Annotated in this window: 11 protein-coding genes; 7 read left to right on the top strand and 4 right to left on the bottom strand. The window is 41.7% G+C overall.

The features are described from left to right. Positions 1–41: 41 nt before the first annotated feature. Together ABWT76_RS14190 and ABWT76_RS14185 are read right to left on the bottom strand one after the other, a co-directional pair. Positions 42–6,959: a translocation/assembly module TamB domain-containing protein gene (locus ABWT76_RS14190; protein ID WP_354636300.1), complete on the bottom strand. Its 6,918-nt coding sequence runs from the start codon at positions 6,957–6,959 to the stop codon at positions 42–44. A gap of 403 nt (positions 6,960–7,362) precedes the next feature. After that, positions 7,363–7,557 carry a hypothetical protein gene (locus ABWT76_RS14185; RefSeq protein ID WP_156331545.1) on the bottom strand — a complete coding sequence of 65 codons (195 nt, stop codon included), beginning with the start codon at positions 7,555–7,557 and terminating at the stop codon, positions 7,363–7,365. Between ABWT76_RS14185 and ABWT76_RS14180 the strand changes: the two genes are divergently transcribed. The 5 genes from ABWT76_RS14180 (at position 7,551) to ABWT76_RS14160 (ending at position 15,245) form a co-directional block, all read left to right on the top strand. Further along, on the top strand, positions 7,551–7,838 hold the full coding sequence (locus ABWT76_RS14180; RefSeq protein WP_054465001.1) for a hypothetical protein: 288 nt from the start codon (positions 7,551–7,553) through the stop codon (positions 7,836–7,838). The two genes, ABWT76_RS14185 and ABWT76_RS14180, sit on opposite strands and share 7 nt — an antisense overlap. A gap of 94 nt (positions 7,839–7,932) precedes the next feature. After that, positions 7,933–8,130 carry a tetratricopeptide repeat protein gene (locus tag ABWT76_RS14175; RefSeq protein ID WP_354636299.1) on the top strand — a complete coding sequence of 66 codons (198 nt, stop codon included), beginning with the start codon at positions 7,933–7,935 and terminating at the stop codon, positions 8,128–8,130. An 853-nt stretch (positions 8,131–8,983) separates the two neighbouring features. After that, positions 8,984–11,716, top strand: coding sequence for a valine--tRNA ligase (locus ABWT76_RS14170; protein WP_354636298.1), 2,733 nt, complete (start codon positions 8,984–8,986; stop codon positions 11,714–11,716). 588 nt (positions 11,717–12,304) lie between these two features. Beyond that, complete coding sequence (locus ABWT76_RS14165; RefSeq protein WP_054465003.1) at positions 12,305–13,642, top strand: NB-ARC domain-containing protein; 1,338 nt, start codon at positions 12,305–12,307, stop codon at positions 13,640–13,642. A gap of 7 nt (positions 13,643–13,649) precedes the next feature. Next, on the top strand, positions 13,650–15,245 hold the full coding sequence (locus ABWT76_RS14160; protein WP_354636297.1) for a protein kinase: 1,596 nt from the start codon (positions 13,650–13,652) through the stop codon (positions 15,243–15,245). Between the two features lie 106 nt (positions 15,246–15,351). Here ABWT76_RS14160 and ABWT76_RS14155 read toward each other — a convergent pair whose 3' ends face one another. Continuing rightward, positions 15,352–16,284, bottom strand: coding sequence for a hypothetical protein (locus ABWT76_RS14155; protein WP_354636296.1), 933 nt, complete (start codon positions 16,282–16,284; stop codon positions 15,352–15,354). Positions 16,285–16,642: 358 nt separating this feature from the next. Continuing rightward, complete coding sequence (locus tag ABWT76_RS14150; protein WP_354636295.1) at positions 16,643–16,933, bottom strand: hypothetical protein; 291 nt, start codon at positions 16,931–16,933, stop codon at positions 16,643–16,645. Positions 16,934–17,135: 202 nt separating this feature from the next. Here ABWT76_RS14150 and ABWT76_RS14145 point away from each other — a divergent pair, with 202 nt between their 5' ends. Both ABWT76_RS14145 and ABWT76_RS14140 read left to right on the top strand, forming a co-directional pair. Beyond that, a complete protein-coding gene (locus tag ABWT76_RS14145) occupies positions 17,136–18,341 on the top strand; it encodes a DUF1822 family protein (protein ID WP_354636294.1) in 1,206 nt (401 codons plus the stop codon). A 65-nt stretch (positions 18,342–18,406) separates the two neighbouring features. Then, positions 18,407–20,512 carry a hypothetical protein gene (locus tag ABWT76_RS14140; RefSeq protein WP_354636293.1) on the top strand — a complete coding sequence of 702 codons (2,106 nt, stop codon included), beginning with the start codon at positions 18,407–18,409 and terminating at the stop codon, positions 20,510–20,512. Positions 20,513–20,733: the final 221 nt, after the last annotated feature.

Here is a 20,733-nt window from a genome sequence, read left to right as displayed (position 1 = left end):
TTTCTGAGTCTCCCGTTCCGCAACTAGGTTTTGGTCGCCGTTTAAAATCGAATCTTATACTCAACCTCAAACTGTTGATAATTATAATCATAAGAAATTCCCAAAAACGATTGTTCATTAATTTGATAAATTCCTTCAATTGTGGGATAAACTCGTAAATCTTCTAACCCAATCTTGCGACCATTTTTTGTCACCATATCTTCCAAGGTAAACTGCAACTCTTGGACATAAGGTTTAACGATAAAGTTATTAATCGCTAATTCTAACCATTCTCGACTGGATCGATTTGATAAATCTCCCGGAAGTCGTTGAATTTCTTCTAAGGTGGTTAAAAATTTATTGCCTAACAGGGAAATAATTTCACTCTTATTCCGACTAGGAATACTCGTGAGTTCCACCAAATCCAGCAGTTGAGAGTTACTATCCATTGCGGCTAAAAGTTCACTAGATCGCCCTTTAATAGTTAATTGCACATTAATTTGATCTGGTCGGGCAGAAAACACTAAAGGATCCGCAATTTCTGATTCTGAATCGGGGAGACGTTGTTCGCTAGATTTCTCTAACACCACCGTTCCTAACTGAATATTCAAATTGGGATCTAACCCCCAATCTGGGGAAAATTCGACAATTTGCTCGTAATTCCGAGTCACAAAAAACTGACTGCTAAATAAATTAATTTGTCCCCGGACTAACTGAATTATGCCATCGGGCTTTAAGTCATATAAGGACCCATTGACGGTTAAATCCCCGGTAATCCTAAAATCAAATAACGGCCAGTTCTCTAATTCAAATTTATTGCCTAAAATAATTCTAAAGTTATCTAAGATGGGGACAATAGGCGGTTCTTTTTCCTCTAATGTGAAAGTTGCTGATGTGGTTTCGTCTCGTTTGGGAACAGACGCTTTGCCATCATATAACCGAATTTCACCGCCAATGATCGGGCGAAAAATTGCTCCGGCGATCGTCACTTCACCCCCTACTTTTCCTTTATAAATATTTTCTAGATTAATTTTGCCCTCATTCAGGGAAATGGTCATCGGATACTCTAAGTCTGGATCGTCAGAACTCAGGGGTTCTAAGATGGGTAACACTCCTTGGGCGGTTAAAATACTGTTGGCAAATGTCCCGGCAAATTGATCGATGCGGATCCGTTCTTGGTCAAAGGCAATTTGACCATTGATAGTTAATGCTTCATCTAAGGTAGCGGTTTTGAGGACAGCATTTTGAAAGGTCATTGCCCCAGTTGCTTCTAACTGTTTTAAGATTCTATTTTCTAAGTCTAGTTTACCTTTGGCTGAGAGTTTAATGTCTCCTTCTCCAGATATCCATTCTAGTTGTCTTTGGGTGAATAAATTTAACAGCGCGATCGCCTCTGTACCGATATTCAAATTGAGCGAAACCATGTCGTTTTTTCCGGGGACAGGGGGAACCGGTACACTGCCAAACACTTGTAATGACGACGGCTGAGTCGTGGCAAAAAGTAACCGTTGATTAGATAGGGAAAAAGTGCCAAATACCCGATCGACTGCTTGATCATTAATCTCCCCTTCGGTTAAAGAGATATCTCCCCGAATTTGCGGATTATTAATCGTTCCTGCTAATACCGCATTTGCGTTAATATTGCCATCAATTTTCACCCCTGGTATTTCGACAAAATTACGCAAAGTATCCAGAGAAAGTTTCTCCATTTGAAATTTTCCCGTGGTGCTTTCTAGCCCTAATTTGCCCACAAAAGAAATTAGCGTGTCCCCAAACTCCACACGCATGGGCTGCACCGTAAAAAACCCATCTTTAAAATTTGCTTGAACAATCACTCTATCAATGGGAATAATTTTATAATCTTGGATTTTTATTCCTGTTTCACCCACTTCAACCACTGGCGGTTTGGTGCGCCACTCTAGGTTTTGGGCTGCTACTTTTAAGTCAAATTGGGGATTTTCTACAGTACCCGCAATTAAGATATCCGCTTGATAACCGCCGCGAATATCGATTAAATTTGGTGGCGAAGCTAATTTAGCATCTTCAGCATTTCTTTGCAAAAGTGCATTAATTTCGGCAAAGCGACGTAGCTGATTGATCAGTGATTCATTGGGCAGTCCTCGCGAGGCGGTTTGTAAATTTCTTGAGTCAGTATTGGGGGATTGGATATTTCTAATTAGGTCTTCAAAGCGATACCAGCTAAAGGTGTTGAGGATATCTTCTACTTGGGCAACATTGGTGGTAATTTTACCGTTAATTGCCCTGGTATTTAGATTGACTCCCCCTTCAAATTCATATTGACTTTGCCCCAATTTAAGATATCCTTGGGGAATTTGGCCAATACCATCTTTATAAGCAAAGTTGGTGGCGAATTCTTCGGCTTGAATATAGCCTACGGATGGTTTAGTAATTCGCAAATTTCCCGAACTGGCTAGGGTAAATAAGTTAATGCCTAAATTGGCGCTGACATTCCCCCCAACGGTTCCCGTAATTCCATAGTCAATGGCGGGGGCTATATTTAACACCCCTAGGGAAAATTCTTCTAGGTTCAGATTAAAGCGATCGCCTTCACGGTTGCCGTTAATAATCAGGGTATTTTCTGCGTCTAACCCTAGTTTTACTGCTAAGGCAACCGGCAAATATGGCAGCAAGCATTCTGGCTGATTACAAGCGGCTAATTGGGCAGATAAAATATCTCTTTTTCCTTTTAAGGCGATCGCCACTTCTTTGCCCGTCTGAATATTTAACTTTCCGGCTAATATAGGGTCTAATTTAAATTCATTTACGGCTACATTTTCCCAACGTAAATCGCTGATAAATTGCAGATTTCCCGGTGATAACGGGTCAGAAATTAAATTTTTACCTTCTAAGCGGCCATCAAACGAAATCTGTCCTTGGGCGACCACTTGGGGGGGCAAATTCACAGGTAAGGTATTTAAATTAGACCGAACCATTAACTCTAATTGCAATTGGGAAACATCAGGATTGGTGATTAAATCGGTCAATACTATTGACCCTTTAGCTTTTAAGGATTGATCGCCCAATTGTGCCGATACATTTTGCAATTCAATGGCTACAGGTTCAGCGCCGAAAGCGAATAAAGGGGCGATTTTTCCGGCTAAATTTGCTTGACTATTTAACTGGAATTTATCGGGGTTTAATTCTAAAAACTGATTTTCTAATACTGTTGGGGGTAAGAAGGCAGCAAATTCTAATAGTTGAATATTGACCGTATTGATGGCAGTTTGCCATTGATTTTCCCTGACGGTAGCGATCGCACTCACCCGACCTTGGGCGATCGCCATATCCACATTGCCATTTACCTGGATATCTCGCAAGGTTTCATGATTTAAGGCATCAATGCCTGCGATCGCTATTTTTTGGGCGGCGGAAATTAGCGGGTTTACTCCAGCAGACAGGGTAAATCCACTGGCAAATATAGTGATAGGAATGGGCAGTTGTGGGGATAATTTAGGGAGATAAATTTGGTCAGAACTTTTTGCCGACGCCAATAAAGAACCAGCATTTAATCGCCCTTCAACGTTGATGCGACCATCGCCCACGATTAAATCCATATTTACATTGGCATCAAGCCCACGAAAATCTTGAGTTTGTGGCAATAATAACAGCGATTGTAAAGAGGTGGCTAGGTTAAATTGTAAGCTATTTACCCCTACTGGTAGTGGTAAATTAGGGAGAAATGCTGCGAGATTAATTTTTTCTCCATTACCGCGAACTTTTACTCCGTCAGCATTTAACTGGGCTTTAGTGTTAATTAAACTATCAGCCACCGCTAAACGAATATCCGTATTAATGTTAATTCCGTTTAAGCTATCGGCGGGGGGTAATTCTTGACGGGCGATCGCTTCTTTGGACTGATTCGCGGCATTAATTAAAGCCGCTAAAGATGAGGAAAGATTTGCCTGTAATACCAGTAATTTTACGTCAGCTAATAACTCAGGCAAGAAACCGGGTTTCTCCAAGAAACCCGGTTTCTTAACAACCAACGACAATACATCAATTTCTGTGGTATTTAAAGCCGCGTTGACTTTGCCAGAATTAATCTGGGCTTGGGCATTGACTAAACCATCAGCAATGGCTAAACGAATATCCGTATTAATGTTAATTCCGTTTAAGCTATCGGCGGGGGGTAATTCTTGACGGGCGATCGCTTCTTTGGACTGATTCGCGGCATTAATTAAAGCCGCTAAAGATGAGGAAAGATTTGCCTGAATTCCCAGTAATTTTACGTCAGCAAAGAAACCCGGTTTTTCCAAAAAACCGGGTTTATGAAGCTTTACAAGCAAGGAAGCTACATCAATTTCTGTGGTATTTAAAGCCGCGTTAACTTTGCCAGAATTAATCTGGGCTTGGGCATTAACCAAACCTTCAGCAACTTTTAAACGAATATCCGTATCAAGGTCAATGCCAGTTAAACTATCGGCGGGGGGTAATTCTTGACGGGTGATCGCTTCTTTAAACTGATTCGCGGCATTAATTAAAGCCGCTAAAGATGAGGAAAGATTTGCCTGAATTCCCAGTAATTTTACGTCAGCTAATAACTCAGGCAAGAAACTGGGTTTCTCCAAGAAACCCGGTTTCTTAACAACCAACGACAATACGTCAATTTCTGTGGTATTTAAAGCCGCTTTGACTGCCCCAGAATTAATCTGGGCTTGGGCATTAACCAAAGCTTCAGCAACTTTTAAACGAATATCCGTATTAAGGTCAATGCCGTTTAAATTTAACCCAGTGGGTAAACCTTCATTTGTCGATTTAGCAGATATCGCCGCATTAGTTAAAGATGCGATCGAAGCGGAAAGATTAACTTGGCTACCCAGTAAAGTAATTGGGATGGGCAATTGTGGAACAATTCTCGCTAAATTAATCGCTGAAGTTGTGACCCCAGCTTTGACCAAACCAGAATTAATTTCCCCTTGAATATTCACTAAACCATCGGCAACTTTTAACCCTAAATTAGCAGATGCTTGAATCGCCCCAGGGCCTAAATTATCTAAACTACCGGATAATTTTATGTCACCTGCAAGTAAGGTTAACGGCAGTGGGGGATTAAATTGATTAGTAAATCGACTTAATTCAATTTGACTAATAGCAGCAGAGGCGGAAATATTGCCGCGATCAAGTTGCCCTTCTCCCTGAATTGTTCCCCCTTCTATATTTAAGCCCAATTCACCGGAAGCCGCGATCGCTTTTGGGTCGGGGTTGTCTAAAGAACCGGAGGCTTTAGTGTTAGCATTGGCGATCGCTAATTTTATCGGTACAGGCAAAAATGGATCGAGAGTAAATGAAGCGGCAGCCATAGAAAATTGCCATTTTTTCGTTTCTAAATTGCCATTTCCCGCCAGAGTTATACTACCATCACCGAGTGTTAAGAAGGTATTCCGCAAGCGGACAATTTTATCGCGAAAAATGATTTCACCAAACCCGGAAAGGGCGATCGCTAAGGGATTATTTGGGTTGGGGACGCTAATTTCCGCTGCCGGTAATCGCCAATTTAAAGATGCTTCTGGGTTATCCGCAGTCCCGCGAATTTTAGCGGCAGTTTTCATATTACCGATCGCCAGTTCTGGGGGCAAATTGTATGGAGAGGCGATCGCATTTATCGGCAAATCAGCCCCAAAATCAAACGCTAATTGAATATCTTGGGGAGACTTGGACGGGAATTTCACCTCACCCTCTCCAGTAATTTGTCCTCCAGCTAGAGGTAAAATCCGCAATTCTGTCAGAGTAAATTGTTGTAAATCAGCCAAAAAATTTAGAGAAATTTCCTCAAAATCTACGCGGTCGATTCGCGTATTTCTAATCGCTTCGACTTTCCCGACAACTTGTGGATTTTTTAAAGGCCCGGTAACTTGCAAATTAACCGCCATATCCCCGTCTAAAAATATCGGAGAATCCACTTGGGCAAGTTCTAGGAGACTATTCAAAGAAAACGGATTCACATCTACGGCTACATTAAACCCTTGGTTTAAATCCACTTGACCGGAAACTTCAGCGGCGATCGCCCCTAAACTAGCTTGTAAATCTTCCAGTTTCACCGTTTGACCTTGGAAACGTAGTAAACCATTAGCCAAAAGTTTCTCCGGTAAAATATCCCCATTCACCTCAATTTCTCGAAAACCCAGAGATCCCAAAACCGTGGGTAAGTCCTGAAATGATGGCAAATTAACATCTAAATTTGCGGCTACCAAACCATTGGTCAAATTAATCGGCAAATCAGGAATAATCGGGTTTAAATCTGTCAGGGCAAAATTATCGATTCTAGCATTAACCTTACTTTCGCCTGTTGCCAGAAACGTTTGCCCTTTAACCGTTACCTTGCCGGTTTTAATACCCAAATTAACATCATATTTTGCCTGTTTAAATTTTTCCGATAACTGAGTTTTTAAATCAATATTTACCGACAACGGGGTGGTTTTGCCCTTGGCCAAAAGCACAATTTGGGCATCAGGAATTTTAATGGTGGTGGGGATTTCTATAGGCAAAGGTTTATCTTCGGTAGTGATATTTAGATCCAGCCATGCCCCGGACTCATCTTGTTCTATATATGCATTAACTTTTTCTAAGGTAATTGTTACAGGTAGAGAACGTTTTAACAATAGTGGCACAATATTAAAACCCACTTTTACCCCTTCAATGGAGAGGCGATCGGGGTCACTATCCGTCGGAGGCATTACAGACCGACCAAACCGGATACTATTCAGAGAAAATCGTTCGACGCTGCCTAATTCGACGGGTCGATTCACAATTTTAGTCATCTGTTCCGATACCAGAGGCACCAGCTTTTGGGTGATAAATAGATAAGCCCAAACAGTAGCCCCCGTCCCCAATGCCACCAGAGAAAACATAATGGCAATGGTCGAGGGTCGTTTTACCCAAAACAGAAAACGAAACCAAAAACTCGAAAGCTTTTGGGCTTTGGGATCTGGGGGTAGATTGGGTTTAGGATCATCACTCATCTGTATTACCTGTCACAGACCTGCCATTAGCCGCGTTGATTACAGCGTTTCTTTAATATAGACCATGCTCAAAGGATTTAGGATCCGGGTTGTCAGCCCATACACCATCAGGGGTTCAGATCGCCCTCGGTATCGCCCCCGGTATGGGCGCATGGGTTCGTCGTCTTTGCAAAAATTAAAATAATATCCCTAGGATTATCCCTAGAATCAATACCATGAAAATGTTTCAATAATTCTCAATAATTATGCAAAAAGTTTCAACCAACTGACCAAATTTTAGACTTAATCCCCCATTGAGGTTCTAACTCTTGGCCAAATTTGGGGTAAAGTATTCAGTATATCCAATCGCCGAATTGTCTCTTGTCATTGTCTCTTGTCACCGAGTGGCTACAAAGAAGGAAAATTATCTAATGGATAGTGAAGAATTGAGCGATCGCCTCTCAAAACCATCAGAAAGATAAAAATCAAACACCACAAAACCCCGATCGCCCAGACCTGGTTGTCGCCCCAAGGGTTTGGCGTTATCACCAATATTTTTCTCGCTTTTCAGACAAAAAAACCGCAATTTCTGATCAAAACGAATCAAAAAATTTGCCATCTCTAGAAAGTGGCTTATCCTCGGATGCTGAAGACACCGATGATGTCTTATTGTCCTTAACAGAGTTCCAACAGCTAATTGCCCAAAAAAAGCAGCAAGGAGTCAAAGACACCAGTTTGAGTATTTTATATGCCAACATAGGGAAAATTTACCAAAATAGATATCAAACTAGAGTGCAACGGTGGGAATATCGGGACTATTTAAAAGAACAAGCGTTAGCAATTAAATACCTTGAAAAAGCGATTACCTCGCAAAAAAATTGTGTCAAAAAATCGAAGTAGCTGATATCTTGAATCTTACGGGGTTAATTTACTACCAAAAGCAATATCAAGAAGTAGAACAATTTGCCAATATTGAGTAATTATAAAGAGGTTTTTGGGAGAAAATAATCTGGAATTAGCCGCTTCTCTAAGTAACTTAGGTATGGTCAATCACTGCCAAAAAAGATATAGAAACGCGGAACCACTTTTATCGCAAGCTTTAGGGATATTTAAGCAAATTTATTTCGGGAGAGAATCATCACGATGTAGCCAGTTATCTGAACAAATAAGCAAATCTTTATTATTCCCATAATTAGTATCAACAAAACGAACTTTGATTAATTAAAACCTTGAAAAATTTTTCAGCGATTACTGGGGTAAAATCATCCAAATGTGGCGCGATCGCTGAACAACTTAGAAATGGTTTACTACTACCAACGGGGGTTTTAAGCCGCCGAAGCGCTATATCGGCAAGCCTGGAAAATCTATCAAAAAATTCTGGGCGATCGTCATCCACATACGATAATTTTGTCGGTAAAATTTAACCAAAATTATGGATTAAATTACATCATAAAAACAATTAAAATTTTTATTTGTTTAGATTATTGCTATATTTTATATTTTAACTTAGTAATAGAGGAAAAAAATATCGAAAAAAGAACTGATAATTAACTTACTTTGTGTCCTTCGTGTCTCTGTGGTGAATAATTTATTCTCCCAAAAACCAGTATAATTTACTGAAAATCTGATTCACCACAAAGGCACAAAGAACACAAAGAACTGATAATTAACTTACTTTGTGTCCTTCGTGTCTCTGTGGTGAATAATTTATTCTCCCAAAAACCAGTATAATTTACTGAAAATCTGATTCACCACAAAGGCACAAAGGCACAAAGAACACAAAGAACTGATAATTAACTTACTTTGTGTCCTTCGTGTCTCTGTGGTGAATAATTTATTCTCCCAAAAACCAGTATAATTTACTGAAAATCTGATTCACCACAAAGGCACAAAGAACGCAAAGAACTGATAATTAACTTCCTTTGTGTCCTTCGTGTCTCTGTGGTGAATCTTCCCATCAAAAAACCAAAAAATAGAATAAAGGCAATAAAAGTTACACAAAATAAGTTACATTAGACAGTTGGCCTAAACTACATAAACTCGCGATGACATCAACAATTCCTAATCTTCCCTCCCAATATGACCCGACCACCACTGAAGCGAAGTGGCAAGAATATTGGGAATCACAGCATATTTTTAAAGCAGACCCCAACCATTCCGGCGAACCTTACTGTATCGTGATTCCGCCGCCGAATATTACGGGCCGGTTGCACATGGGTCATGCGTTTAACAATACCCTGATTGATGTGTTGACCCGCTATCACCGCATGAGAGGACGCAATACCCTTTATTTGCCCGGAACTGACCACGCGAGTATTGCCACTCAGACGATTTTGGAAAAGCAACTGCGAGAGGAGGGCAAAACCCGCGATGACTTGGGCCGCGAGAAGTTTTTAGAACGGGCCTGGCAGTGGAAAGCCGAGTCAGGAGGTGCGATCGTTAATCAATTGCGCCGTTTGGGGGTGTCCGTGGATTGGACGCGGGAACGGTTCACAATGGATGAAGGCTTATCCAAGGCAGTTTTGGAGGCGTTTGTCAGTCTTTATGAACAAGGGCTGATTTATCGCGGTCAGTATTTGGTGAATTGGTGCCCGGCAAGTCAGTCAGCGGTTTCTGATTTGGAAGTTGAACAAAAAGAAGTGAATGGTCATTTGTGGCATTTTCGCTATCCTTTGACCGACGGCAGTGGCTTTTTGGAAGTGGCAACAACTCGACCAGAAACGATGTTGGGCGATACCGGGGTGGCAGTGAATCCTAATGACGATCGCTATCAACATTTAATTGGTAAAACGATTACTTTGCCAATTATGGGGCGGGAAATTCCGATTATTGCCGATGAGTTGGTTGACCCGGCATTTGGGACTGGTTGCGTGAAGGTGACTCCGGCCCATGACCCGAATGATTTTGAAATGGGTAAACGCCACCATTTGCCGTTTATTAATATTATGAATAAGGACGGCAGTTTAAATCAGAATGCTGGGTCGTTTGTGGGTCAAGACCGCTTTGAAGCCCGGAAAAATGTGGTGCAGCGATTAGAAGCCGATGGCTATTTGGTGAAAATTGAGGATTATAGTCATTCGGTTCCTTATAGCGATCGCGGTAAGGTGGCGGTTGAACCGTTAATTTCTACCCAATGGTTTGTGAAAATTGAGGCGCTTTCTCAACCTACTCTCAAAGCATTAGATGAGGGTAATTTACCCGTGTTTATCCCCGATCGCTGGACAAAAGTTTATCGCGATTGGTTGGTAAAATTAAAAGATTGGTGTATTTCCCGACAACTATGGTGGGGTCATCAAATTCCCGCTTGGTATGCGGTGAGTGAAACCTGCGGAAATATTACCGATAATACCCCGTTTGTCGTAGCCAAATCTGAGGCAGAAGCTAAGGCAAAAGCGATCGCGCAATTTGGGGAAAATGTCCAATTAGAACAAGACCCGGATGTCCTTGATACTTGGTTTTCATCCGGTTTATGGCCATTCTCTACCCTCGGATGGCCAGAAAAAACCCCAGACTTAAATACTTATTTCCCCACTACTACCTTAGTCACCGGGTTTGATATTATCTTTTTCTGGGTAGCCCGCATGACCATGATGTCCCAACATTTTATGGGGCAAATTCCCTTTAAAGATGTGTATATTCATGGCTTGGTTTTGGATGAAAATGGCAAGAAAATGTCCAAGTCTGCGGGGAATGGCATTGACCCCTTATTATTAATTGACAAATATGGGACTGATGCCCTGCGTTATACTTTAGTTAAAGAAGTGGCTGGGGCTGGTCAAGATATTCGTTTAGAATATAACCGGCAAACTGATGAGTCTATCTCTGTGGAAGCTTCCCGAAATTTCTGCAATAAACTCTGGAATGCTTCCCGGTTTGTGATGATGTATTTGCAGGGACAAACTCCGCAACAGCTAGGAACTCCCGCAAGCGATCGCCTAGAATTGTGCGATCGCTGGTTGCTTTCCCGTTATCATCAAACTATCGCCCAAACTGCTAACTATATTGACCAATATGGATTAGGAGAAGCGGCAAAAGGACTCTATGAATTTATCTGGGGTGACTTCTGTGACTGGTACATTGAATTAGTCAAACCTCGGCTACAAGGGGAGGATGTTGCCTCTAAACAGGTTGCCCAACAAATTATCGCCCAAGTATTAGAAGGCATTCTGAAATTAATGCATCCCTTCATGCCTCATATTACCGAGGAAATTTGGCAAACCCTGACCCAAGCAGAGGGGGGGAAATCTTTAGCCACCCAAGCTTATCCCGCATTGCAGAATGATTTAATTAATCCCCAACTTGAACAAGAGTTTGAGTTAGTTATTGGCACAATTCGCACTATTCGCAATTTACGGGCAGAAGCGGATATTAAACCAGGAATTAAGGCAAATATCACCTTACAAAGTGATTCAGAAAGCGAGCGCAATATCCTAAATCGTGGCCAAAATTATCTGCAACTGTTGGGCAAAGTAGAAGAGTTAACTATTACGGCGGCTTTGGCCAAAGAACCGACCCAAAGTATTGCTAGTGTAGTGGGAACGGTGCAGGTGATTATGCCCTTAGCTGGGGTAATTGATGTGGCAGCTTTCAAAGCTAAAATGGAGAAAAAATTAGCCAAATTAGAAGGAGAAATTAAATCAATTAATAGCCGATTAAGTAATCCTAAATTTGTGGATAAAGCCCCTGCTGATGTCGTCCAAGGAGCAAAAGATGCTTTAGCTGAGGCGGAAAAACAAGCGGAAATATTGCGCGATCGCCTCCGGGGATTTCAGCAATAAATAACGTAGGGATTAGAAACCGGGTAACTTCGGCGAAACCCGGTTTCTCTACTTGGGAAACAAAAGCGAAAAGCCTCATAGCTTCCCTCTTGAATTTTGGATTCTCTGTTTGAGAAAAGGTTCTTGTTGTCATAATTCCACTAACCACTTCAGTAATATCCTGCGATCGCCGACGAAAAGCTACTCGATCTGCGGCTTTAGTTCTACCAATATGTTGTTAAGATTTGCTTCCATAAAAGTACCTCATTTAGGTTCTCAGTCCAATCAATTATATAGGCAATACCTTGGTTTGATGGAGAAACTAATGATCGCCCACCCAAAAAGCGATCGCGAAGCGTACCGGATCGCTCCCTGAAAAGGCGATCGCCGTTCTTAACCTAACAACTCAATTGCTTCTTTCAACACTTCAGTTGCTTACCCGGTTTCAGCTTCTCAACTGTTCTAAAACCTGCCTAATTTCTCCGCTCGCCTATTTTTCAGCAAAAATCCAGGTCAGTGTTGGATCGGCAAATCTTCCTAGTTAAATTTCATCTGCGCCCCAAACCGATCTAAAATTAACCTAGAAAGTTACAAGGATATTCAGGTAGCATGGGTACTCTTAAAGCCTCTGAACTGGGATTACAAAGAATTCAGCAGGCTCGAAAAGAAAGCGGGCGAAAGCGAGACGACGCTGAATGGCTTGTGGCCGCCAGTGAAGTTTTGGATCCAGAGTCAGAGTGGCTACTGGGCGGGCCTTACGCTGAGGGCTGTTCCGAAGCCACCTGGAGACGTTTTTTAGCCGGATCTCCGGTGACTGTCCCTGCATTTAAAGCTTTTTGCCAAGTTTTAGGCTTCGACTGGCGCTCAATTGCCGATCGCCCCGGCGCCGACCTGGAAGAATTCAGCGACGGTCAATACATTGATTGGGATAGCTGCCCAGAGGTGGGCATTTTTTACGATCGCACCTTAGAATTGACACAAATGAGCGAATGGATTGGCGAAGAAAACTGCCGCTTAATCGCAATTTTGGGCATGGGAGGAATTGGCAAAACCACCATGGCCATCCAACTAGCAAAACAGCTACAATATCGGTTTAAAATCGTCATTTGGCGCAGTCTGCAATATGCCCCGCCTTTAGAAAAATTTATCCCCAATTTGCTTAAATCAATCCCCAATTATCAAACCAAAAAAGCATTACCAGATACCTTAGAAAGTAGCATCAATCGGTTAGTTGAATTGTGCAATTCCCACCGTTGTTTAATTATTATTGATGGCTTAGAATCCCTTCTTAGTAATAACGACCTGGCGGGAAAATATCGCCCAGGCTATGAAGATTATGCCAAGTTATTCCATCAAATTGGCGCATTGCCTCATCAAAGCTGCTTTGTCATTACCAGTCACGAAAAACCCCGTGAAATTGTCAAGCTAGAAGGTCATAAGCGTCCGGTGCGTTGTTTAAAAATATCGGGACTGCAAAAAAGGGCAGCCCGACAACTTTTGCAAGAACAAGGATTAGTCGAAGAACCGGAATGGGATATACTGATTCAACGCTACCGAGGCAACCCCTTGGCGTTAAAAATTATCGCTGATACCATTTTAGAATTATTTAATGGGAAAAGTTCGGAATTTATCCAACAAAATACTATATTTGTGGGACAATTGAGTGAGGTTTTAGACCGGCAGTTTGAGCGACTTTCCGAGATAGAAAAAAAGGTAATTTATCGCATTGCTACCGCTGAATCACCTGTAACTATTTCCCAAATGCGGGATAAAATTTCCCCAGCGGTTTCTCACTCGCAAATTCTCGAAGTTTTGGAGTCTTTAGCAAGGCGATCGCTGATTGAAAAAATTACGGAAAAAACCAGCGACTCCGATCCAGTGATGTTTACCCTTCAGCCCGTGGTAATGAAGTATATTGTTAACCAATTTAAGCACATATTCCAGTGAGTTGCTTATGTTATCTACCGGAATGCGGGTGCAAAATCGCTATATAATTGTGGAAAAGCTTGGGTCAGGGGGCTTTGGCGAAGTTTTTGCTGTCCGGGATGAAAAGTCTTGCCATAAAGTTAAAGTTATTAAAGTTCTCAAAGTTCTCAATTTAGACAATATTCCCGCATCAGAGAAAGACAAGGCGATCGCGCTTTTTCAAAGAGAAGCAAAAGTTTTAAGCTATCTCAATCATCCCGGCATTCCCAAGGTCGAACCCCAGGGATATTTTACCATTGAAAATGACCAGGAAACCATTCATTGTTTGGTGATGGAAAAAATTGCCGGGGAAAATTTATTAACCTGGTTAAAGCAAAGAGATCGTCAACCGATTGCCTCGTCATTGGCAATTGACTGGTTAAAACAACTGCTGGAAATATTGCAAGAACTGCACCAAAATCATTACTTTCACCGAGATATTAAGCCAGAAAATATTATGCTGCAACCGAACGGCAAGCTGGTTTTAATTGACTTTGGGGGAGTCAGGCAAATTAACAATACTTATCTGGTAAAGTTAGGAGAAGATCGGGAACATACGAGATTAATGTCTCCAGAAGGTTATACCCCAATTGAGCAAATTAATGGCAAAGCGGTGCCTCAATCAGATTTCTTTGCCCTCGGTCGGACAATGGTGCATTTGCTGACGGGAATTGTGCCGATTAATTTACCAGAAAATGAAACTAACGGGGATTTAATTTGGCGCGATCGCGCATCGGAAATTCCCGATAAATTGGCAGATTTACTGGATGAGATGATGGCTTTGTTTCCCAGGGAACGTCCCTCTAGTACCGAAGTTATTTTATCCCGGTTAAATGATTTAGCATCTTTAGAAGGTTTAGAATGTTTTAAATCTGGTGATTCGGCAGGCAAAATTATCCCATTTAAGGATATAATAGAAAAAATTCTTAAAGCAAAGAAAGCGATCGCTTCTGTAATATTATTACTAACGGCATTGGGGTTCGTCTGGCATTTTGCGTCAAATAAACTGGCTGTTGAGTCAAATAAACTGGCTGTTGAGATGAATAAAGTGGGAATTTTATATCACAAAAATCAGCAGTTTAACCGGGCTAAAAGTTACTATCAAATAGCAATATTACTAAAGTCTGATTACGACCAAGCTTATTATAATCTTGGCTCCCTTTATGAAGACCAAAACGATATTGATTCAGCGATTCGGCAATATGAGGAAGCTATGAAATATCAAAACGCCACAGCTTATAATAACCGAGGGCGGATCGAACTTTTCTATGCGCTAGATCAAAATTGTCACCGGGCAGCTTCCCTATTTTTAGAGGGTTTAAAGATCGTTACAAATAATTCAGTAAAATATGCCTTGCTGACTAACCTGGGTAGAGCACAACTCTGCCTGGACGCATACGAAAAGGCGAAAAAATCCCTGGAAGAAGCGATCGCAATTAACGGCGATCGGCCAGAAGCTTATTGTATTCTAGCACCAGTAATGGATTATTTGAAAAACGAGTCTGCTACAAAAGACGCATTAGCAAAATGTCCCATATATTCTATCAGATTACGAGAATTAGATAATTGGTTAAAAGAAAAATAACGCCAAGACTATCAGGATTAATTATTCAGATATTTTTGGTATGACTTGACCAAGGACACGGCATTGCCTTGTAGGGACACGGCAATGCCGTGTCCCTACTACAGAATTAAGGATTTTGATCAAATCTTTCTAACAACTCAGACCGGGAAAAATTCAGCAACATTACGGCCAATTCTGCCGTAGGCAATCCTAACATTGACTCAATAATCTGAGACAATTGCTCATCCACTTCTCCAAAGCGAACTCGCAGGAAATTTTCTATCATTGAACGGCGTTCTTCTTGAAGACCTTCTTGACGACCTTCTTGAAAAGTTTCTTCTCGCAAACGTAAATATGCCGGTGATAAGTTCATAGTCAACTCCTGTTTTTCTTGCTCATCTAAATTTTGACTTAATTCCACATTGATCCGCCAGGATGCCAAGATTTCCAGCAGATAACGCCGTAAAGGATTGGCTTCTGGCAAAGCTACCAACTCATCGATCGCCGCTTTTTGGACTTCTCCCCGACCCAAAACCCGCAACCAGAGAGTTTCTGGTGTCACGGGTAGCTGGTGAATTGCCACCAGTCCCGTATAAAAAAATTTTGGCAGAAAATAGATTCCCGGTGGCCATTCCTCTGACTCGTCTGGTTTCGCCCCAAACCCTCCGAGAATTCGCGTTGAAATGGAAGGAGATAGAATCCACAAACGCGGTGAGTCAAGTTGAGTTTGGCTGACATTTTCCCGACGGGCTTGGCGGCGTTGTTCCCCCTGAATGCCAAATAGTTTTACCAAGCAATTAGAGATTTCTACCGGGGTCGGAGGATTGCGAAATGGCTCAAATAAACCAGCGGTTTTGGCCATAGGCGCGAGTAACCCTAAGAGTTTGGGATCGATGTCTTTTGGCGTAGTGGCGGGGATAAAATAAACATCCACTTGTCGCACTTCTGATGTGACTTCCCGGCTGGTTTCGACTTCTCCGAGATGAGATAATAATTCTGAGAGATAGTCTTTAGCAAATTGGTCATGGATTTCGCGAGTCATGCCAGTTATTTTTATCATAAATTTTGGCAGCTATTTGCTTATTTTAATTATATAATAAATCAAGTTATTTTAGCAAAAAATATATTGATATTTAATCATATATAATAGTTATTTTTAAGCAAAAATATCAAAACAGCAAAAATGCTTTTATCGGGGTAATTAAATCTAATTTATAGTTGTTTGAATTAAACTTAATACAAGTAGGGGCGATTGGCGAATCGCCCCTACAGCATTGTATCAATCACAATTGAAATAAATATATCGAGGGTTATGCACAAGATTCCCCCAACCCCCTTGGCAATAAGGCTGGGAATGGGGGAATATTTTTACATTGGTTCAAGAATTAGGGCATTTTTTCAGCCCTAACTACGGAAAATTAGAGAACAAGGCGGGTTGATTGTATTTTGCCACAATCTATTTGCTCTTTGCATTGATCCGATTCTGAAGTGCGATCGCCGTCTTGGTTGGCGATAATTTCCGAGTCAGTCAAGGTGACAGCAGCTTTTTGGCTTAACTGGGAATTGGCTGCCAAAGAAACTGTGGAAATGGACTCGACCAGTAGTATAATTACAACGAGGATTGGGGAAGTAAAAATGGTTTTCATAGTTTCTGCTTCTATGTCTGAAATGAACAGAGGAGAAGCAAGTTGGCCAACTACGCTTTTCACATTTCCAATCTCTCTTAATCGACCGATATAATGCGATAGGTAAACTTCAGATATAAATTCAGTATTTTGAATAATTATCTGTAACGGGCTTGTCGTATAGGTTAAGTCCGACTACAAGCTGTATTAGCCAATATATCTGAACAGTAAAAAGGTCAGAAAAGGTCAGGTTTTCTCAGAAAAAGTCTGAAAAAAGAGGAAAATCATGGAATTAGAAGAAGCGATCGCATTTACCGACGACTTATTGGTAGCTAAGACCAATCAAGGTTTAAGCAATGTAGAGCAATTAATATTTAAAGGGTCTTGGAAAGAAAAAACTTATGACGAAATAGCAGTGGATTCCCAGTATAGATATACATTCAGCTATTTAAAACAAGATGCCGGACCAAAATTATGGTCAAGGCTGGCAGAAGTATTAGGAGAGAAGATCGGGAAAAAAAACTTTAAGGCAGCAATCGAGCGACGATCGCGATCGCCAGAGCAAACAAATCAAGGCCAAATAGAATTAGTGTGGAGTGCCACAATTGAAGAGGCGCAAATATCCCAGATAGAGGCATTTCTGATCCTGTTAAGAGAACAGGTTAAACATTCTCATTTGACAACTCGCAAAGTTAAACAAGGACGTGCCAGCGTTGTGTTGGAAAGTTACCTGGAAGGATTTCATCGCCTCTCTGAACTCTTCAAAACCGGGCAACTATCAGAAATATTGGGAATTCCAGTAGAAGATGTCCGCCTCCAGTCGGCAACAGCCTCCATGTTAATCAATTTGCAACAATGGCTGAAAAATTCCCAAGATGAACTTTTTGAACCTGATTGGCAGCCACCAGAAGTGATCGCCAGCAAGAGTTCTCGAAGCAAGAGTGCTATGTCACCCTATGAAATAGAAGCGATCGCCCCTCTGATCCAACGGTTGCAAACCACCAATGACGAAATAACTCGGCGGCAAATTGCCACGGAATTAGGGGACATTGGGGTAAACTTTCCTGAAGCGATCGCCGCTTTGAGTGACTTACTCGCAACCAGTGAAGATAGCGAAACTCTTTGGCAAGCGGCTTTAAGTTTGGGGAAAATTAATCCCAGTCATCCCCAAGCGGGAATTGAAATGGCAAAAGCGATCGATTTAGTCAGCGAAACGCAATCTGTCACCGTTGCTTTGTTGATAGCATTTCGCCCGAAAAACGAACAGAAAGTCAGTATCCGAATTCGCATAGAGGCGATCGATGAGGAGAATGATTTGCCTCAAAATCTTCAAGTTACGGTGTTCGATCAATCCGGTAATACTTTCAGACAAGCACAACCCACAAATCCCACTTTCTTAGAACTCCAAGGTTTTAGCGGTTTGATCGGCGAACAATTTAGTATTCGATTATCATTAGAAGAGGCCAGCATTACAGAAAATTTTGTGATTTAACCGTCTAATAGTAGGATGGGCAAATTTTGCTCACCCTACAAGATCGGTAATAATTGGAGGTATCAATGGGAAAGCGAGTTATCTTAACCCTATTCGAGGGCAATTTTGAGCAAGGATTTCCGGCTTTGCTGCGAATTCAGGATGATGATGATGCTACGGGAAGCGAAATCCAAGTGCAAGGTAAACTGCCGCCAGAAGATGGCACAAATCCGACGCTTTGGCAACTTTATGGCTATTGGCAAAGCGGATATCAAAAACTTCCAGGTATCAGAAATTCTCGGTTGGACGACGACGATGAAACTACGGGAAAACCAACCATTAATATCCACCCTGCTGAGGGAAAACCTCAAATTATTAACAAGTTGAATAAATGGCTAAATTCTGGATATGAAGACTGGCTAAAAATCCGGGATGAATTAAATCGCAATTTAATGGGGACGAATGAAGTTAGGGTGATTATTCAAACCAAAAACCCACAACTCCGTATCCTCCCTTGGCACGTTTGGAGATTTTTTGCCGATGCTTCGGTTCCCGTAGAAATTGCCCTGAGTACCCCAGAGTTTACCCCACCTCCCCGGATAGAAAAAGCCAAACATGACCGAGTGAGAATTTTGGTGGTGGTGGGCGATCGCACCGGGTTAGAAAAATACCCTGACGGCAATAGTTCCCCTGACTTAGATTTAATTAAACTCCATTTAAACGATGCCGAAATTGTGCCGGTAATCGAACCAACACCGGAAACATTCCGGGATATGCTTTGGCAACCACAAGGCTGGGATATTTTATTTTTTGATGGCCATAGCAACAGCAATTTCGATCAAGCAACTGGTTGGATTAAGCTTAATGCCCAAGATAATCTGGCGATTCCAGAATTTAAAAATGCCCTCAAAACCGCGATTCAAAATCGTTTACAAATTGCCTTTTTTAACTCTTGCAACGGTTTGGGATTAGCCAATGAATTGGAAGAATTACAATTGCCGCAAATCATTGTGATGCGCGATCGCATTTATGACCAAGCAGCGCGAGACTTTTTAAGGGATTTCCTCACTGCCTTTGCCAGCAACCAATCTTTTTATACCTCAGTATTATTAGCCAGAAAAAAACTCGAAGATGCCTGGGATAAAAGATATCCGGGGGTGAGTTGGTTGCCGGTAATTTGCCAAAATCCCTCCGTTAAGCCTCCCACTTGGCAAGACTTTTTACCGCCTCCTGCTTGGAAAATCAAACATATCTTAACTGGACATACGCAACCGATTATTTGCGTAGCCATGAGTCCTGATAGAAAAACCATCGCCAGTGGCAGTCAAGATAATACAATTAAACTATGGAATGAGGCAACCGGAGAACTCCTAGAAACCCTCACTGGACATCATAGCGCGATTATTGCGTTGGCGTTTAGTCCCGATGGGAAAATATTAGCTAGTTCCAGCAATCACGAATTTAATGATGGCACAATTAAGCTGTGGGATTTAACTACGAGAAAGCTGCAAAAATCCCTGGGCGCTTCATTAGTCAATCTGCGGGTAGGGAGTTTGGCATTTAGTCCTGACCAACAATATCTTGCCAGTGGGCATATTGGTTTTACCGCTGTAGATACGGCGATTAGAATTTGGCAAATAGATCGGGGCAAAGTTGCATACACTTTAAAAGGACATGGCTGGGAAGTTACCGCGATCGCCTTTAGTTCTGATGGTCGAATTTTGGTCAGTGGTGGGGCAGATAGTGCGATTATGATTTGGAATTGGCGGGCAGAAAAAAGACTGCGAACATTAAACCGTCCCGATGATTTTTTTGGGTCATTAGCCTCTTGGTTCGATCAGTCTAAAGGCATTATTTGGGCGATCGCCATTAGTCCCGATGACAAAATCATTGCCAGCGGTGGTTCTGACCAACCAATTTATTTATGGAATCTGGAAACCGGGAAACTAGAAAAAAGCCTCACTGACCATGAAGGTTATGTATCTTGTTTAGCCTTCAGTCCCGATCGCCAAACTCTAGCCAGTGGGGGTCAAGATAACACCATTAGAATCTGGAATTATCACACCGGAGAATTACTACAAACTCTCAACCATTTAGGAACTGTCAAGTCTTTAGCTTTTAGTTCTGATGGTCAAACCTTGGTCAGTGGCAGTTGGGACAGAACGGTCAAAATTTGGCATTTTGCCTCTTAAAATATCTTTGAATATCTTTGAGTATCTTTTAATTAATTAGGTAATTTTTAGGAAAAAATCTCCCTTTACCGTTACTCTCGCGGCAGAAAATGTGGCTTTACTATGATGAGATAATTCTGGTAAAATTCTGGACTGATCAGCCCAAACCCCTGATCCACAGCCATCGGATGAATGAGAATTCTCTATCCAGTCGGGAAATTTTCCCATTAGACATCTCCGAA

The sequence above is a fragment of the Planktothricoides raciborskii GIHE-MW2 genome, assembly GCF_040564635.1.
GTDB lineage: Bacteria > Cyanobacteriota > Cyanobacteriia > Cyanobacteriales > Laspinemataceae > Planktothricoides > Planktothricoides raciborskii.
The sequence above is the reverse complement of the archived record's forward strand: the minus strand, read 5'-3'. Positions and strand labels throughout refer to the sequence as shown.

Bases quoted from the DNA above. Each gene is read 5' to 3' on its own strand.
- ABWT76_RS14155 (WP_354636296.1), bottom strand. From the start codon at position 16,284: ATGATAAAAATAACTGGCATGACTCGCGAAATCCATGACCAATTTGCT.
- ABWT76_RS14160 (WP_354636297.1), top strand. From the start codon at position 13,650: ATGTTATCTACCGGAATGCGGGTGCAAAATCGCTATATAATTGTGGAA.
- ABWT76_RS14185 (WP_156331545.1), bottom strand. From the start codon at position 7,557: ATGGCAAATTTTTTGATTCGTTTTGATCAGAAATTGCGGTTTTTTTGT.
- ABWT76_RS14165 (WP_054465003.1), top strand. From the start codon at position 12,305: ATGGGTACTCTTAAAGCCTCTGAACTGGGATTACAAAGAATTCAGCAG.
- ABWT76_RS14145 (WP_354636294.1), top strand. From the start codon at position 17,136: ATGGAATTAGAAGAAGCGATCGCATTTACCGACGACTTATTGGTAGCT.
- ABWT76_RS14140 (WP_354636293.1), top strand. From the start codon at position 18,407: ATGGGAAAGCGAGTTATCTTAACCCTATTCGAGGGCAATTTTGAGCAA.
- ABWT76_RS14170 (WP_354636298.1), top strand. From the start codon at position 8,984: ATGACATCAACAATTCCTAATCTTCCCTCCCAATATGACCCGACCACC.
- ABWT76_RS14190 (WP_354636300.1), bottom strand. From the start codon at position 6,959: ATGAGTGATGATCCTAAACCCAATCTACCCCCAGATCCCAAAGCCCAA.